The organism is Kitasatospora sp. NPDC036993, assembly GCF_055607525.1.
This window is the reverse complement of sequence record NZ_JBVJRP010000027.1, coordinates 1-16,534: the sequence shown is the minus strand read 5'-3', so window position 1 is coordinate 16,534 and position 16,534 is coordinate 1. Positions and strand designations below refer to the sequence as shown.

Genomic DNA, 16,534 nt, shown 5'->3' with positions numbered 1-16,534 from the left:
TTCCGCACGCCGCCGCCCCGGGTCCCGCAGGCCCGGGGCGGCGGCGTGTGACGGGGATCACGGTCCGCGGGAAAACCGGGCGGCCCGGAGCGCCGTAAGACCAGGACGTGAAACGTTCACCGGCCTTGATGACCGATGCGCGGCTGGTCCGGCGCATCGCCCGCGGGGACACCGCGGCCTTCGACGAGCTGTACCGGCGCAGCGCCCCCTGGCTGACGGCGCGGCTGCGCCGGCGGTGCGCGGACGACGAGATCGTCGCCGAGGTGCTCCAGGAGACGTACCTGGCGGTGTGGCGGGCGGCCGGGTCGTTCGCCGACAGCATGCGCGGCGAGGAGGCGGGCGGGTGGCTGTGGACGATCGCCGCCCGCCGGCTGGTGGACGCCTTCCGGACACGTGGCCGGCACGGCGCGCCGCCGCCCCGGTCGGTCGCCCCAGGGCCGGCGCCCTCGGCCGAGCACGAGGTGCTGGAGGCCGCGGTGGGAGGCGACGTCGGGGCGGCCCTGGACCGGCTCGCCCCCGAGCTGCACCAGGTGCTGACCGCGATGGTGCTCGACGGGCTGACGGTCAGGGAGACCGCGGCGCTGCTGAAGATCCCCGAGGGGACGGTCAAGACCCGTGCCCGCCGGGCCCGCCTCGACCTGCGAAAGGCCCTGTCATGACTGCCCACGTCCCGCGTCCGCTGCTGGTGAGCTACGTGCGGGGGGAAGACGCCCCGGGCCCCGCCCCGACCGCCGGTGAGCTGTGGGCGGTGGAGGCGCACCTGGAGCGGTGCGCCGACTGCCGGGCCGAGCTGGCCAGGGCGTCCCTGGCCCACAGCCCGGCGGACACCGCACTGGTGGAGCAGGTGCGCGAGCGCCTGGCGCGGGCGGTGCCGCTGTCGCCGGTGCGCCGCCGCCGGTGGCGGCGGGTGCGGCGGGAGCTGGCCCGGTGGGCGGCCCCGGCGTTCGGACCGTGGGTCTGCGCGCTGCTGCTCGTCGTGCTCGGCGCCCTGGTGCTGTCGGCGGCCGGCGGGGGCGACTCCCCGGTCCTGTTGCTGCTGGCCCCGGCGATGCCGCTGCTGGGGGTGGCCCTGAGCTGGGGCCCGCACGCCGATCCGGCGCACGAGCTGATCGCGACGACGCCGCGGGCGGGGCTCGGCCTGCTGCTGCGAAGGACCGTGGCGGTGCTGACCCTGGTGGTCCCGGCGCTGGCGGCCGGCGGCGCGATCACCGGCACCGCGCCCGCGCTGGTCCTGCTGCCGGCCCTCGCCCTGACCTGCGCCGCCCTGGCGCTCGGCAGCAGGGTGGGCATCCAGCGCGCGGCGAGCGCGCTCGGCGCCGGATGGGCCGCGTTGGTGGTCGTCCCCGCGACGGACGGCCGGACCGTCCCCTCCTACCTGCGGGACTCGGCCGCCCCCGGGTGGGCGGTCGCGGTGGCGCTCCTGGGCGCCGCCGTCGTCCTGTGCCGCAACGCCTACCTGCATCCCCGTGAGGCCCGCGCGCGCCGGGGCTGACCGCCGGGTGGCCCGCCGTCACGGCAGGCCACCCGCCCCACCACGCACCCGCATCCTTCACCCGCACCCCCGTACTTCAGCCGCATCCTTCACCCGCACCGCGAGGAGAAACGACCATGCCCGTCACCGGCATCGCGAGCGAGATCGCGCCCACCCGCTACGCCCACCACATCAGGGCCCGCGGCCTGACCGTCCGGCGTGGCCGCCGCCGCGCGGTCGACGGGATCGACCTGGACCTGGGCACCGGCGTGCACGGCCTGCTCGGACCCAACGGGGCGGGCAAGACCACTCTGATCCGTACCCTCGCCACCGTCCTGACCCCGCACGGCGGCGAGCTGGAGCTCCTGGGCGGCGCCCGCCGCGGCCGGGGCGAGCTGCGCGCGCTGCGCCGCCGGCTGGGCTACCTGCCGCAGGCGTTCGGGCACTACCGGCGGTTCACCGTAAGGGAGTTCGTCGAGTACATGGCCTGGCTCAAGGAGGTGCCCGGGCACCGGGCGGCCGACGCGGTGCAGCACGCCATCGACCGGGTCGACCTGACCGGCCGGGCCGACGACCGGATGGGCTCGCTCTCCGGCGGCATGCTGCGCCGGGCGGGCATCGCCCAGGCGATCGTCAACGACCCCGACATCCTGCTGCTGGACGAGCCCACGGTCGGCCTGGACCCCGCCCAGCGGATGGAGTTCCGCGCGCTGCTGCGCGGCATCGGCGAACAGTCCTGCGTCCTGGTCTCCACCCACCTGGTCGAGGACGTCGCCGCGGCCTGCACCAGCGTGGTGCTGATCGACGAGGGCGGCACGGTCTTCGCCGGCCACGTCGACGGGCTCCGCGGCGCGGGCACCGACGCCGACCCGGGCGACAGCGACATCGAGCGCGGCTACTCCGCGATCCTGCGCCGGCACCGCGAAGCGAAGGCCGGCGGCCCGAAGTAGGGCCGTCACCACCCGACCACCCCTCTACCCCTGGAGACTGTGAATGTTCCGCATGGTGCGCCTGGAGACGAAGCGCTCCGTCGCCCCGGCGCTGTTCCTGGCGCTGGCCGCCCTGACCCGGGTCTTCCTCTGGATGGACGTCCAGCAGTGGGCGGCCAGTTGGACGTCCCTGGTCCACTCGCTGCGGTCGACCGCCTGGGTCGTCCTGCCGCTGGTGCTGGCCGCCGCGATCTGGCACGGCGGGCGGGAGCGGCGCAGCGCGGTCTCCGAGCTGTTCGCCGCCACGCCGCGGCCGGGCCCGGTGCGGCTGCTGCCGGCCTTCGCGGTGACGGCCGGCGCGGCGGTGCTCGCGGTGGCGGCGATCGTCGGGTGGGCCGCGGCGATCGTCTCCGGGAACGCGACGTTCAGCGACGGCCAGTGGCCGCTGGGCCTCGCGGTGGGGCTGCTCGTCGTCGTCGCCGTCGCCCTGCTCGGGCTGGGGATCGGACGGGTCGCTCCGGCGCCGGTCGCGGCGCCGCTGGGGGCGGTCCTGCTGTTCCTGGTCCTGGCGGTCAGCCAGGTCAGGGACGGGCGGCCGGCGAACCGTCTGGTGGACACGGTGCTGCCGATGCTGCCGGTGACGGACGACTTCCACCGGGTGCTGCCCTCGCTGTCCGCGGGCCAGGCCGTCTGGTTCGCCGCCCTCGGGCTGAGCGGTGTGCTGCTGGCCGTCGCGGCGACCACGCGGGCCCGGGTGCTGGCCGCGGCGCCGGCCGTGGCCGGGCTGGCGCTCGGCTCCCTGGTCGCGCCGTCGGGTGCGATCGTCCCCGAGCCGCGGGCCACCGAGATGGTCTGCGCGGCGGAGGACGGCCGGGTCTGCGTCACCAGGGTGCACCGCGCCGCACTGCACGACCTGCTGCCGCCCGCCCGCAGGGTGCTGGACGCCTTCGCCGGGGTGCCCGGCGGCCCGACCCGGGTGCAGGAGGATCCGGTGAGCTGGATGATCGACGACGGCCGGGCGGCGGGCGGCGCCGGGGACCCCGGTACGGTGCGGATCGAACTCCCGTACCGGACCCAGCAGGGCGGCATCCGGTGGGAGCCCGCCACGGTCCTCGACCTGTTGGCCCAGAACGCCCTCGGCGACCGCGACTGCCCCCTCGGGGAGCGGGCACGGGCGCGTGCGTCCGACGCCTCCAAAGCGGTCACCGTCCTGTTCCTGGACACTCCCGCGGACAGGCTGAGTCCCGTCGCCCGCGCGGCCCTCGACACCCTGCGCGCGCTGCCCGCCGAGGAGCGCAGGCAGAGGATCGGGGAGGCCCGGAAGGCCGGGCTGGCCTGCGGGGATCCGCTCGCCGCCGTGACCGGTGACGCCGGTACGGGCGAAGCCGTCACGGGTGAGGAGGCCGGCCGATGACGCCGGGACTGCGCGGCCTGGTGCTGCACCTGCGGAGCCGGGCGGTCCCGGCCGCCCTGCTGGTCTTCCTGGTCGCCGCCGCGCTCACCTGGGCCGGGTACCGGCTGGACGATCCGGGCGCCGCGCGGATGGTCGGTCTGGTCGCCGCGGTGCTGGGCGTCGCCGCCGTCGCCCGCACCCTGGCGGGCCCGGACGAGGAACTGGAGCGCGGCACGCCGGTCCGCTGGCGGCTGGTCCGCGCGCTGCACGTGACGCTGCCCGGCGCTGTCCTGCTCGGCCTGCTCGCCGCCGTGCACCTGGCCGTCGGCCGGCCGGCCCACGCGGTGCCCTTCGCCACCCTCGTCCTGGCCGTGCCGGCGCTCACCGGGCTGACCGGACTCGCGGCGGTGCTGCTCGGGGCGCAGGCCGCGTGGGTCCCGCCCGTCGGCTGGGGCCTGCTCATGCTGGCGGTGGGGGCCCGGCCCTCCCTCGTCGAGCAGGCGATGACCTGGATGGTCCAGGAGCCCCGCACCGACACCTCGACGGCGGTGGCCGTGGGCCTGACCGTGCTGGGCACCGCCGCCTACACCCTGCGCGGCAGCCGCCGGTGAGCAGGCGCGGGGCCCTGGCCGGGCCCCGGATGGCGGCGGCTCCGGCTCACGGGCGCCGCGCGGCGACGGGGGACGGGCGGCCCGATCGGGGTGTCATCGGTGGCGTCACCGGTGGCGTCACCGGCGGTGGGACCGGGGCGGAGCAGCCGCGGATGGCGCGGACGATCCGGGCGGCCCAGTCCCCGGGCCGTTCCCGGCCGAGGAGTTCGGAGAGCCGCTCCATGCGCGCCCGGCGTTCGGCGGGCGCGAGGTCGAGGGCACGGGCCAGGACGGCCGTGAGGTCCTCGGGCGAGCGGGGGTCGGTGAGCAGGGCGGCCTCGCCGAGTTCGGCGGCGGCGCCGGTGTGGCGGGAGAGCACCAGGACGCCCGGCGCGGCGTCCCGGTCCTGGAGGGCGGCCCGGGCGGCGACGTACTCCTTGGCGGTCAGGTTCATCCCGTCCTGGAGGGAGGTCACCCAGAGCACGTCCGCCGCCAGGTACTCGTCGACGACCCGGGCCGGGGGCAGGCCATGGGGCAGGTAGTCCACCGGCCGCCAAGTTCCCCGCTGCCAGCGGGTGTTGACATCGGCGACGCGCTGTTCGAGGTGGCGGCGGGTGGTGTCGTACGCGGTGATGCCGGGCTCGGGGGGCGCGCAGACCAGCCGGAAGACGATCCGGCCGAGCAGTCCGGGGCGGCGGGAGAGCAGACGGTCGACGGCCTCGACCTTCTGGACCGGGGCCTTGGCGTAGTCGAGGCGTTCGACGGAGAGCACCACGCGGACGCCGGCCGGAGCACGGCGCGGTGTGCGGAGGCGGGCGAGCCGCTCGACGGCCGGCCGGTCGATCCCGAGCGGGTGGACCCCGGTGCGCGGCGGATCGGGCAGACCGGCCAGGGCCCCGCGGAAGTTCCCGGCGAACTCCTCGGTGTGGAAGCCCGCCCAGTCGAGGCACGCCAGTGAGCCGCGCAGTTCGGCGGCGACCGGGAGGGTGGCGAAGACGTCCGGTGCGGGGAAGGGGGTGTGGTGGAAGATCCCGGTCCCGAGGTCGGGCCGGAGGCGGCGTAACAGGCCGGGGACCAGCCAGAGGTTGTAGTCGTGGAGCCAGACGGTGGCGCCCGGGGCGGCCTGGGCGGCGATGTGCCGGGCGAAGCGCGCGTTGACGGTGCGGTAGTCGGCCCAGGTCCGCTCGTCGAGGACCGACCTGCCCGGTTCGGACATCAGGACCGGCCAGAGGGTCTCCTTGCAGGCGCCGTGGAAGTAGCCGCGCCAGGTGGCCGTGTCCAGCGGTACGGGGGACAGCGGCAGCGAGGTGGGTGGCGGGAGGGCCGCCGTCCGGTCGCGGCCGGTCAGCGCGGTGACCCAGACGCCCGGCAGGCCGTCGGCGAAGGCGCTGGTCAGGGTGGGCAGGATGCCGTTGGGGCTGCCGGGCGGCTGCCAGCTCGCGCCGTTCCAGTGCAGCGGCGGGCGGTGGTAGGCCACCACGAGGGAGTGCCGGCGCGCGGGGCCTTCGGCGGCGGGGCCTTCGGCGGCGGGGCGTTGGGCGGCGGGGCGTTGGGCGGCGGCGGAGGCGGCCTCGGGTTCGGGGGAGACCCAGCCGAGGTCCAGGAGCGCCGCGTGGATGCCGGCCGCGCCGGCCGGGCCCGGCCGGTGGACGAGGGGGTCCCCGGCGAGGGCGGTGAGCAGCGCGGGTTCGGCCCCGCCGACGACCACGGCGTGCACGCCGAGCCGGAACAGCGAGAGGTCGTTGAGCGAGTCCCCGGCGACCAGGATGTCCTCGGGCCGCCAGCCCAGCTTCGCGGCCAGGGCCCGTACGGCACTGCCCTTGGAGGCCCCCGGCGGCAGCACGTCGAAGTAGCGGTCCGCCGAGTACACCCAGGCGCAGCCGAGGGCCTCGACGGCCGCGGTGAGTTCGCCGGTGAGCCGGTCGGGGGCGAGGTGGTAGGAGCAGCGGCCGTCCTGGACGACGCCGTGCTGGTAGTCGAGCCCGGGGAAGCTGCGCAGCGCGGCGCGTACCCGCTCCTGCCCGGGCCAGCCCGCCCGCAGGTGTTCCTGTACCGGGTCCACGGTGGTGAAGTCGGTGCCGTCGACGACGGTGGCGCCGACGTCGGCGATGATCCAGCGTGGCCGGGGGACGAGCGGATCGCGGAGGACCTCCCGGACGGAGGCCGGCGAGCGTCCGGTGGCGAAGACCGGTGTCACCTCGGGGTGGTGGGCCAGGGCGTCCCGCAGCCTGCGCCGGTCGTCCCGGGTGCCGCCGAGCAGGGTGCCGTCCAGATCGGTGACCAGAATCCTCGACATCCGAGGGACGCTAACACCCTCACGCCCCGTGGTGAAGTGTTCACCTCGCGCTGATATCCGCCCCCGGTGCGGACGGGCGGGGAACGGGTTGAACCCGGGCGGGCCGCCGGGCCGTCTGACCGGTTGAGGAATTGGTACAGACCATATGTGGGGTTGCTGTGATAGAACCTCAACTCTGTACCGGGCGGGGTCTCGTGGCGCGTGCCCCTCCGCTCCGGAGGCCGGCGAGGGGAGCAGTGGATGATACTGGCGGGTATCCGGCGCCGGTTCGGGAGACACGGGCTGGTGCTGGCGGCCGTGGCCGCGAGCATCCTGGTGGCGACGGCGGTGCTGTCCGCGGTGGCCGGGCTGGCCGAGTCCGCCGCCGCCTCGGGGGTGCGCCAGCGGCTCGCGGCCGATGCCGGGCGGTCGGTCGAGGTGTCCGCGCACTGGACGGCGAAGGACCTGCCCGCGGCCGACCGGGCGGTGCGAGCCTCGCTGGCCCGGACGATGGGGGGCGCCCCGTTCCGTACCGAGACGGCACTGAGCGGCTCCGTCACCGTGGACCTGCCGCTGCCGCCCGCCATGCGCCGGCGGCCGACCGAGACGGTGCTCTCCGTGCTCCCGATCGGCCTGCCGGACCCGGGCCGCTACGCCCGGCTGCGCAACGGCAGCTGGCCGGCCGCCCCGACCGCCCCGGCCGCCCCACCTCCCGGTGACGGGCTGCGCGTCGCGCTCCCCGAAGCCGCCGCCGACCGGCTCGGCCTGGACGTCGGCAGCACCGCCGTCATCCCCGGCCCCGCCACCGGCGCCCCGGTCACCCTCACCGTCACCGGCGTCTACCGGCCCGACCCGGCGGCCGTCGCGCTCTGGACCGGCCTCGGCGGCCCCGACGGCGCGACCCGCCCCCTGCTGCTCGTCGACGGCGGGCAGCTGACCGCGCTGCCCTCGTTCGGTGCCGTCGCCCGGGCCGTGTGGCTGGCCCTGCCCGACACCGGCGGGTTGAGCCTGCCCCAACTCACCGCGCTGCGCGACCGGGTGGCCGTCTTCGTCCGCGGGGACACCGCCCGCACCGTCTACCGCGGCGCCCCTCCGGCGCTGACCGACACCGTGGTGCGCAGCGGCTTCCCCGCCGCGGTCGACAACCAGGCGACGGCGGCCCTGGCGGCCAGGGCCGGAATCGCCGTACCGCTCGCCCTGCTCGCCGTACTCGCCTCCGTGGTCCTGATACTGACGGCCCGCCGGCTGTCCGACGCGGTCGCCGGCGAGCAGGCCCTCCAGCGCTCCCGGGGGGCCGGATCGCTGCGACTGCTCGCGGCGGCGGCCGGCCAGTGGGCGCCGGTCGCGGTGCCGGCCGCGATCGGCGGACTGCTGCTGGCCGAACCGCTGCTGGCCGCCGTGCTGCGCGGCGTCGGGGTGAGCGGCTCCGAGGCGCAAGGGCTGGCCGCGGACGCCGGCCGGACGGCCTGGTGGACCGCAGGGTTCGCGCTGGTGGTGCACGGCGCGGCGCTGTTGCTGCCGCTCGCCCGGCAGGCGCTGGACCCGGGCGCCCGGCGGGCCCTGCGCGCGCGCAGCGGCCGCCGGCTGGGGCTGCAGCGGGCCGGCGCGGACCTGGCGCTGCTCGTGGTGGCGGCCCTCGCCTTCCTCCAACTGCGGCACTACCAGGGCCTGGTGGCGACGGGTGCGGGCTCCGGGTTCGACGCCGGGATCGATCCGGTGCTGGTGCTCGCCCCGGCGGCGATGGCGGTGGCCGGAGCGGTGCTGCTGCTGCGGCTGCTCCCGCTGGTCGGGCGGCTGCTGGAGCGGTCGGCCGGGCGGGCCCGCGGACTGGTCCTGCCGCTGGGCGCCTGGCGGCTGAGCCGTGACACCGGCCGCCAGACCGTCCCCGTCCTGGCGACGCTGCTGGCGGTGGCCTGCGGCAGCCTGGCCGCCGGGGTGCTGACCGCGCTGCCGGCCAACGACCGCGCTCGCGCGGCCCAGACCGTCGGCGCCGACCTGCGGCTGTCCGGGGTGCCCGGCGCCCCGCCCGAACGGCAGGCCGCGCTGGCCGCCCTGCCGGGAGTGACCGGTCTGACCCCGGTGGCCGAGCAGACCGCCTTCGTGGGCAGCACGGTGGTCAGGACCGTCGCCCTCGACACCACGGGCGCCATGGCCACCGGGCAGCTGCCCGCCCTGCGCCGGGACCAGGCCGACCGCCCGGCCTCCGAGCTGCTGGCCGCACTGACCTCCGTACCCGTCCAGGGGCTCCCGGTGCCGGGCGGGCCGACCGCCCTGGAGGTGACCGTCCAGGCCACCGCCGACCTGCCCGTCCCCGCCCCCGGACTGCGTCTGAGCCTCCGGTTCCAGGACTCCCGCGGGCTGGCCGACCAGGTCACCGCCCCGCTGCCGGCCGACGGCGGCCCGCACACCGTGACCCTGGACCTCCCCGGCAGCGACCGGCGCGCCCTCCCGCTGACGCTCACCGGGCTCGACGTCCGGTTCCCCGCCCGGCTGGCCGCCCGCACCACCGTCGACCTGCGGGTGTCGGGCATCGCCGCCGTCACCGGCGGGCAGCGGACCGCTCTCGCGCTCCCGCCGGGCCGGCAGTGGTCCCCCGCCGGCACGGTCCTCCCCAAGCCGGTCGAGCTCCGCTGCCCCGGCACCGCGCCCACCCGGGAGGTCCAGATCTCCGACGACTCCGGGGCCTGCTCCTGGGAGAGCGGCGGCTCCGCGCTGCTGCACGCGGTGCTGTCCTCCCAGGAGCCCGAGCGACCGGACGGGAGCGGCGCCGACCTGTCCTTCGCGGTGGTGTCCGAGGCCGGACCCGGAGGCACGACCGGCGGACGGCCGTCCCCGGTGCTCCCCGCGGTCGCCGACCGCGCACTGCTCGACGCGGTGAACGCCAAGGTCGGCGACACCCTGCGGATCGACTGGGAGCGCGACGGGAAGAGCACCCAGCGGGTCCGGATCACCGGGGAGATCGCCGCCCTGCCGGGCTACGGCAAGACTCCGGGGCATCTCCTGCTGGACCTGCGCACCCTCGTCCAGACCCGCGCCGCGGCCGGGATGGCGCCGCCCGCCGTGGCCGGCTGGTGGCTGGCGAGCAGCGACCCGGCGGCCACCAGGGCCGCCGTCGACGGGCACGGCGAGTTCGGCCGGGCGGAGAGCGCCACGCAGGTCGCCGTGGCCCTGGCGGACGACCCGTTCCGGACCGGACTGCGCGGTGCCTGGCTGCTGGTCGTGGTCACCGCACCGTTCTTCGCGGTGACCGCCCTGGTCCTGCACACGGTGAGCGCGGCCAGGACCAGGCAACGCGAGTTCGCGGTGCTGCGCGCCCTGGGCGTGCGACGCGGCGAACTGACCAGGCTGCTGCGCGCCGAACAGCTGGCGGTGATTGCGCCGCCCGTCCTGCTCGGCGCCCTGCTGGGGCTGCTGCTGGCGGCCCTGCTGCTGCCGTTCACCGTGCTGGACGACAGCGCGGCGCCGCTCTTCCCGGCCCTGGACGACGCCCCCGGCCGGCCCGCCGCCGCGCTCACGGCGCTGGCGAGCGGCCTGCTGCTGGCCCTGGCCGTGCTGGTCCTCACCCGGCTGCTGGCCCGGGTGGACCTGGTCCGGGCCCTGCGCGCGGGGGAGGACGGATGAGCCGGGCGGACGGCCCTACGGGGAATGGCCCGACGGGGCACGGCCCCGTACCGGACGCCACGCGAGGACGGACCTTCCGACGGGGGGAGCCCCACATGCTGACACTGCGCCTGATCCGGCGCGAGGCGCGGATCGCCTGGCCGGTCGCGGCCGTGCTCGTGCTGCTCGCCGTGCTGCTCACGGCGATCCCGCTGAGCTGGCCGCCGCGGTTCGACCGGCTGGCGGCCGGCTCGTTCGCCGACCGGGTGGCCGCCGCGCAGGAGCCCGGAGCGCTGCTCTCGGTCGACACCACCACCAGGAAGGCGATCTGGCTGGGGACCTCGCCTCCCGGTGCGCTCGACCGCGGCCTGGACCGGATCGGCGCCACGCTGCGCGGCACCGTCACCCCGCCGCTGGCCGCCACCCTCGGCACGCCGCAGGTCAGGGTGTCCACCGAGCTCGCGGGCGCGATGGGGCCGGGGGTGACCACCGCGTACAGCGGGGCGCCGGGGATCAGCCTGGTCCACGCCCGGCCCGACGCCTCCAGCGGCCCGGTCGAGTACGTCCGGGGCCGGGCGCCGGACCAGCCGCCGCCGTCGAAGGACCCGTCCGCGGAGCGGGCGCCGATCGAGGTCGCGGCCTCCGAAGCGGTCATGAACAAGGTCGGCCTGGCGCTCGGGCAGCGGTTCGAGCTGAAGAGCAAGGGGTGGAGTGCCCCGATGGTCCTGGTCGGGGTCTTCCGCACCGACCACGGCGCCCGCCCGCTCTGGCAGCGGTTCCCGATGCTGGTCGAGCCCTGGGTCGTGCAGGGGCTGACCGGCGCCGAGCTGTACGCCCAGCTGCTGACCAGCGCGGGCGGGATCGAGCAGACGACCGACGAGGCGCCGCTCCACGTGTCCTGGGACCTGCCGGTGACGGTCGACCGCACCGGCCCGGCCGCCACCCCGGCGGGGCTCGCCGAACTGCGCTCCGGACTGGCCGGGCTGCGGTCCACCGGCCTGGACCGGCTGTGCGGGGAACAGGTGGTGAAGGACTGCACGCTGCTCGACCACATGGTGGCCGGGGTCACCGTCACCGACCGTCTCACCCCGGAGCTGGAGGCGTTCGCCGCCCAGCGCGGGCGCACCGAACAGCTCCAGGGCTTCGCGCTCGCCGGACTGCTCGCCATCGTGGTGGCCACCGCCGTCGCCGCGGCGCGGCTCGGTGCCCGCCGCCGGGCCGGCGCCTTCGCGCTCCAGCTCTCCCGCGGCGCCCGGTTGTCCGGGATCGCGGGCCGCCTGCTGGCGGAGGCCGCGGTGGCCGTCGGTGCCGGCATGGCGCTGGGGTGGGTGCTCGGGTGGGCGCTCACGCCACCGGGCGCCGGCCTGGGATCGCCGGTGCCGGTGCTGGTCGCCGGGGTGCTGGTCTGGTGCGCGCCGGCCGCGGTGCTGCTCGCCTCGGCCGGTCGGGCCCGCCCGGTGCGGCGCACCCGCCGGATCGTCCTGGAAGCCCTGGTGCTGCTGCTGACCGGGGCCGGACTGTTCGCCCTGCGGACCCGCGGGACCTTCGCCGGCTCCGGCATCGACCTCCAACTCTCCCTGACACCCGTGCTGTTGGCGGTGGTCACGGTGCTGCTCCTGCTCCGTCTGCTGCCGCCGGTGCTGCTCCGGGCCACCCACTGGGCACGTCGCTCGCGCGGTCTGGTCCCGCTGGTGGCGCTCGCCCGGGCTGGTGCGCACAGCGGCGCGGCCGCACTCGCCCTGCTGGTGCTGGTGCTGGCCACGGGGTACGGGGTGTTCGGCGGGATGGTCACCCGCACCGTCGCGGACAGCCGCGCGCAGACCGCCGAGTGGCGCACCGGCGGGGCGGCGGCCGCCCTGGTCGGCCCGCGCGACCGGCTGTCCGGCGACCTGTCGAAGATCCCCACCGTCGGCCACCGGGTGACCGTCAACGGCGTGACCGCGGAGATCACCGCGCAGGAGGACGGCACCAGCATCCCCGGGGCCCAACTGGTCGGGCTGGACGCCGCCGCACTGGGCGCCGCCGAGCCGTCCTCCCCGGTCGCCCGCGCACTCCTGGCCGCAGACGGGGCGGACGCGCCGGTCGAGCGGACCGGCGAGGGCGGCAGCATCCCGGTGCTCACCGCGCTGGCCGACCCGGACCTCGCCGCCCGCTTCCCCGACGCCACCTTCGAGGTCTCCGCGCCGGGTGTCGGCCGCAGCCTGGTCCGCGTCGTCGGCGCCCTGCCCGAGGAGGCACTGCGCGACCCGGTGCTCGGGCCGGTGCTCGGCAGCGGGCCGCGCAGCGGGCCGCTGCTCCTGCTCGGCGGCCGGTCCGGGCAGCAACTGCCCGCGCAGAACCGCCACGCGTCCGCCGTCCTGTTCTACCCGGCGGCCGGCGGCCCGCCGCTGGATCCGGCCGCGGTGCGGGCCGGCGCCGCGGCGCAGCTCGCCCCCGGCGGCGACACCTGGGGCTCGGTGGAGTTCCGCGACCCGGCCACCGAGCTCGACCTGCTGCGCGGCGACGGACTGGTCCGCTCGGTCGGGCTCGCCTTCCAGGTCACCACCGGGATCGGCCTGCTGCTCGCGCTCGGCGCGTTCGCCCTCGACCTGCTGCTCAGCGCGACCGAACGGGCCCGCACCTCCTCGTACCTGCGGACCCTGGGCACCGGCAGCCGCGCGGTGTTCGGACTTCAGGTGCTGCAACTGCTGCCGGTGCTGCTGGCCGCGGCGGCCGGTGGCACCGCGCTGGGCCTGCTGCTGCCCGGCGCGCTCGGCCCCGCCCTGCGGCTGAGGGCACTCACCGGTGGGCCGTTCGAGCCCGCCACACACATCGACTGGACGATCACCGTGGGGCTCGGCCTCGCGGTGGCCGTGCTGGTGTCGGCGGCCGCCGCACTGGAGGCGGCGATCAGCCGCCGCCGCGGCCTGGGCGCCGTGCTACGACTGGGGGAGGCGTTGTGACCGACCGTCCGACCGAACGACCTGCGGCGGGGACCGCGACGGCGACCGGGGCCGGAGCCGCGACCGGCCGGCCGATGGTGGCCTGCGAGAGCCTGGTACGGATCTACCGCACCGGCGCGGTCGCCCGCGGCGGAGTCGAGGTGCAGGCCCTCCAGGGGCTCGACCTGACCGTACGGGAGGGCGAACTGCTCGCCCTGGTCGGCGCCTCGGGATCCGGCAAGTCCACCCTGCTCGGCATCCTGGCCGGCCAGGACACCCCCAGCGCCGGCACCGCCGTGGTGGACGGCACCGACCTGGGCGCACTCAAGCGCCGCGAGCGCACCGCCTACCGGCGCCGGACGGTCGGGGTGATCCAGCAGCAGACCGCGAGCAACCTGCTGCCCTACCTGACGGCCCGCGAGAACGTGCAGCTGCCGATGGGCTACACCGGCGTGCCGCGCCGCGAGCGCGCCGCCCGGGCGCTGGAGCTGCTCGACCTGATGGGCATCGCCCACGCCGCCGACCGCACCCCGGCCGCGCTCTCCGGCGGCGAACAGCAGCGGGTCGCCATCGCCGTCGCCCTGTCCAACCGGCCCCGGCTGCTGCTCGCCGACGAGCCCACCGGCGAACTGGACACCGCAACCTCGGAGGAGGTCTTCGCCGCGCTGCGCACCGCCAACAGCGAACTGGGCACCACCGTGCTGATCGTCACCCATGACGCCCTGGTGGCCGACCAGGTCCGGCGTACGGTGCGGATCCGCGACGGGCGGACCTCCACCGAGGTGTTGCGCCGCACCGCCGCCACGGGCGCGGAGGGCGCCACCGCCGCCGAGGAGTACACCGTGCTGGACCGGGTCGGCCGGCTCCAGCTGCCGCGCGAGTTCACCGAGTCGCTGGGCCTGGCGGACCGCGTGCGGCTGGTCCTGGAACGCGACCACATCACGGTGTGGCCCGACCGGGACCGCCCGCCGGCGGGCGGCCGGGAGGAGGAGAGCGCCGGCTGAGCCGGTGCGCCCCGGCCTCGCCGCGCACTCCTCCGCCGCCGGGCGGGCCCGGTGCTGGGCCGGCCCGGTGCGGCCGGGGAGCCGCTACCCGAGGTAGGCGCGGTAGGCGCTGACCCAGCCGCCGATGCTGCTGTAGCCCGAGGCGTCGATGGTGATCGACCCTCCGGTGCAGTCGAAGTTGTCCCACAGCTCCACCCGGTCGCCGCCCTCGGTACGGGCGGAGCGGATCTTGTCGTTCCAGTTGTCGCCGACGTACGTGCACTGCCCCTGGGTGTTGGAGAACCAGGTGTCGGCGCCCGTGAAGTGGGTGCCGGTGAAGGCGTGGAAGCTCGGGTTGCGGGCGAGGTCGCCGCCGGCGGCGCGGGAGGCCGAGGGGGTGAGGGGCTGGGCGGAGGAGGAGGGGGCGACGAGCACGGTGGCGGTGAGGACCGCGGCCGTGAGCAGCACCCTGCGGACGATGGCCATGACGTCTCCTTCGGTCGGACACGGCCGGGCGAACGGGCCGGGGGAGGAGCGGGGCGCTTGCCGGTGCTCCGGCCCCGTCGGCACCTTCACTCGGCGGGCAGCTCAGGATTACCCGCGATGGCGGCGGATAGCTGCGTATGCGAAGAAATGGCGGAAACAGGTGCCGGATCCACGGCTTGGAGGGATTCCGAGGAATGCCGGGCCCCGTTCGGGGTTCGCGCGGGGATTCGAATGACGTGACCGGGCCGGAACGGTGGTCCTGGTGGGGCGCCTGGGGTCGCCCGGAGCGACAGTCCGTTCGATGACAGAGGGCCGCGCCTGGCGTTTCGGCGGCGATCGCACCGGTGTTCACCCGCCGGATCCGGTCGCACCCGATCGGATGCGGGTCGGACACCGGACGGACACCGGACGGACGCAGGTCGGTGCGGGGCCCCGTTTATCGCCCATTGGCCGTACGTCAACGCACAGTTGGTGATATCGATTGCCTGACCACGGACAACCGGAACACCGACGAGAGGGAACACCCCTTGACGACTCACCACCGGCACGGCGCCCGCGTCCGGACGCTGCCGGCGCTGGCGGCGGCCCTGTGCACGATCACCGGCGTCACCGCGCTCGGCACCACCCCGGCCGCCGCCGCGGACACCCGGCACCCGGTCTACGCCATCGCCCACCGGGTCGACACCCTGGACGGCGTGGACGCCGCGATCAACCACGGCGCCAACGCCATCGAGATCGACGTCTGCTCCTGGTGGAACCCGAACGAGTGGCGCGCCTACCACGACTGTTCCTCCGCCGGCGACAACCGGCTCGGCCCCGGCCTCGACAGCATGCTCGCCCGTGCCCTGCCGCAGGTGCTGTGGACGGTGTCGGCCGGCGACGACACCGCCGTCTACACCGAGTTCGCCCACCTGGTGCGCGTCCTGCTCGACGCCGCCGAGGGCCGCACGGCAGCCCCGACCGCGCCGCTGGAGGCCGTGCTGACCGGCCTGGAGGCCCCCGACACGGGCGGTGCCGCCGCCGTGCAGAACGCGATCATGTGCGCGGACCGCGCGGCCTCGCGGGATCCGCTCGCCTACTACCGCGACGTCCAGGCCCACCGCACCGACGAGCCGCTGTTCGGCCCGCTCACCCGCAACCTCACGCCCTGCACCTTCTGGCCCGCCCAGCCCGCCGAACCGCCCACCCGGGTGCGCAACGCGGTGCCGGTCCTGCTGGTCGGCGCCGACGGCGACCCGGCCGCCACCTACCCCGGCCAGCTCTCCGCCCACCGCGCCCTGACCGGCTCCCGCCTGGTGACGCTCCGGGGCGCCTTCCACCACACCGCCTACGCGGGTCTGTTCGCGCCCCGCGACGCCTGCGTGGACGCCGCTGTCGACCACTACCTTCCCGGCCCGGGACGCCGACTGCCCCGCCACCCGGCCGTGACCGGCGCCACCCGGCCCCGATGTGGTCGCCCCTGACGTGGTCGCCCCGATTCGGGAGCCGGCGCCGTTCACGCTGGGCATTTGTCCCGGGGCCCGAGGGGGAGTACTGTCTCCCAGTCGCTCGACATGGGAGCACCGGACACGCGTCAGCGCGGACGGTCCCGGGGCGGCCAATCCTCTGGAACCCACACTTCCCGGCTCGGGCCGAGGCGGTCCTGTCATGTGCAGGTGCGGCCCGGTCTGTATTCGGTGTGTTCGTTTTATCGGATTGCAGTCGGATTCGCTTTCCGAAGCGGTGACCGGCTAGAGTTTGAAACGTCAGACAGGGCGCCAAGCGCTGGAAGACACCGGCAAGTCGGAAGCGAAAAGCCCCGGTAAACGGAGCGGAAAGCGTCTGATAGGCTGGGAACACGAAAGAACGAAGCCCGGAGGGTCTGCTGGAAGGCAGTCCGAAGGAAG

Annotated in this window: 11 protein-coding genes; 9 read left to right on the top strand and 2 right to left on the bottom strand. The window is 76.3% G+C overall.

The features are described 5' to 3' along the window. Positions 1–128 precede the first annotated feature (128 nt). From ACZ7C5_RS35665 to ACZ7C5_RS35645, 5 genes are all read left to right on the top strand, one after another. Positions 129–659 carry an RNA polymerase sigma factor gene (locus ACZ7C5_RS35665; RefSeq protein ID WP_401085344.1) on the top strand — a complete coding sequence of 177 codons (531 nt, stop codon included), beginning with the start codon at positions 129–131 and terminating at the stop codon, positions 657–659. Continuing rightward, positions 656–1,492, top strand: coding sequence for a zf-HC2 domain-containing protein (locus ACZ7C5_RS35660; RefSeq protein ID WP_401085341.1), 837 nt, complete (start codon positions 656–658; stop codon positions 1,490–1,492). Before ACZ7C5_RS35665 ends, ACZ7C5_RS35660 begins: the two co-directional genes overlap by 4 nt. Positions 1,493–1,608: 116 nt before the next feature. After that, positions 1,609–2,421 (top strand): ATP-binding cassette domain-containing protein, encoded by an 813-nt coding sequence (locus ACZ7C5_RS35655; RefSeq protein WP_401085338.1) that lies wholly within the window; start codon positions 1,609–1,611, stop codon positions 2,419–2,421. Between the two features lie 43 nt (positions 2,422–2,464). Next, positions 2,465–3,814: a hypothetical protein gene (locus ACZ7C5_RS35650; RefSeq protein WP_470324262.1), complete on the top strand. Its 1,350-nt coding sequence runs from the start codon at positions 2,465–2,467 to the stop codon at positions 3,812–3,814. After that, a complete protein-coding gene (locus tag ACZ7C5_RS35645) occupies positions 3,811–4,404 on the top strand; it encodes a hypothetical protein (protein ID WP_470324261.1) in 594 nt (197 codons plus the stop codon). Before ACZ7C5_RS35650 ends, ACZ7C5_RS35645 begins: the two co-directional genes overlap by 4 nt. 46 nt (positions 4,405–4,450) lie before the next feature. Here ACZ7C5_RS35645 and ACZ7C5_RS35640 read toward each other — a convergent pair whose 3' ends face one another. After that, positions 4,451–6,679: an HAD-IIB family hydrolase gene (locus ACZ7C5_RS35640; RefSeq protein ID WP_470324260.1), complete on the bottom strand. Its 2,229-nt coding sequence runs from the start codon at positions 6,677–6,679 to the stop codon at positions 4,451–4,453. A 240-nt stretch (positions 6,680–6,919) separates the two neighbouring features. Here ACZ7C5_RS35640 and ACZ7C5_RS35635 point away from each other — a divergent pair, with 240 nt between their 5' ends. From ACZ7C5_RS35635 to ACZ7C5_RS35625, 3 genes are all read left to right on the top strand, one after another. Further along, the gene (locus ACZ7C5_RS35635; protein ID WP_470324259.1) at positions 6,920–10,279 is read left to right on the top strand and encodes an FtsX-like permease family protein; all 3,360 of its coding nucleotides are present in this window, start codon (positions 6,920–6,922) and stop codon (positions 10,277–10,279) included. 95 nt (positions 10,280–10,374) lie between these two features. Next, positions 10,375–13,200, top strand: a complete 2,826-nt coding sequence (locus tag ACZ7C5_RS35630) for a hypothetical protein (protein WP_470324258.1) — start codon at positions 10,375–10,377, stop codon at positions 13,198–13,200. Then, positions 13,197–14,183: an ABC transporter ATP-binding protein gene (locus ACZ7C5_RS35625; protein WP_401085323.1), complete on the top strand. Its 987-nt coding sequence runs from the start codon at positions 13,197–13,199 to the stop codon at positions 14,181–14,183. The genes ACZ7C5_RS35630 and ACZ7C5_RS35625 overlap by 4 nt, the downstream gene beginning before the upstream one ends. An 84-nt stretch (positions 14,184–14,267) precedes the next feature. Here ACZ7C5_RS35625 and ACZ7C5_RS35620 read toward each other — a convergent pair whose 3' ends face one another. Continuing rightward, positions 14,268–14,648, bottom strand: a complete 381-nt coding sequence (locus ACZ7C5_RS35620; RefSeq protein ID WP_401085320.1) for a peptidase inhibitor family I36 protein — start codon at positions 14,646–14,648, stop codon at positions 14,268–14,270. A 527-nt stretch (positions 14,649–15,175) separates the two neighbouring features. Between ACZ7C5_RS35620 and ACZ7C5_RS35615 the strand changes: the two genes are divergently transcribed. Next, positions 15,176–16,111 (top strand): alpha/beta hydrolase, encoded by a 936-nt coding sequence (locus tag ACZ7C5_RS35615; RefSeq protein ID WP_470324257.1) that lies wholly within the window; start codon positions 15,176–15,178, stop codon positions 16,109–16,111. Positions 16,112–16,534: the final 423 nt, after the last annotated feature.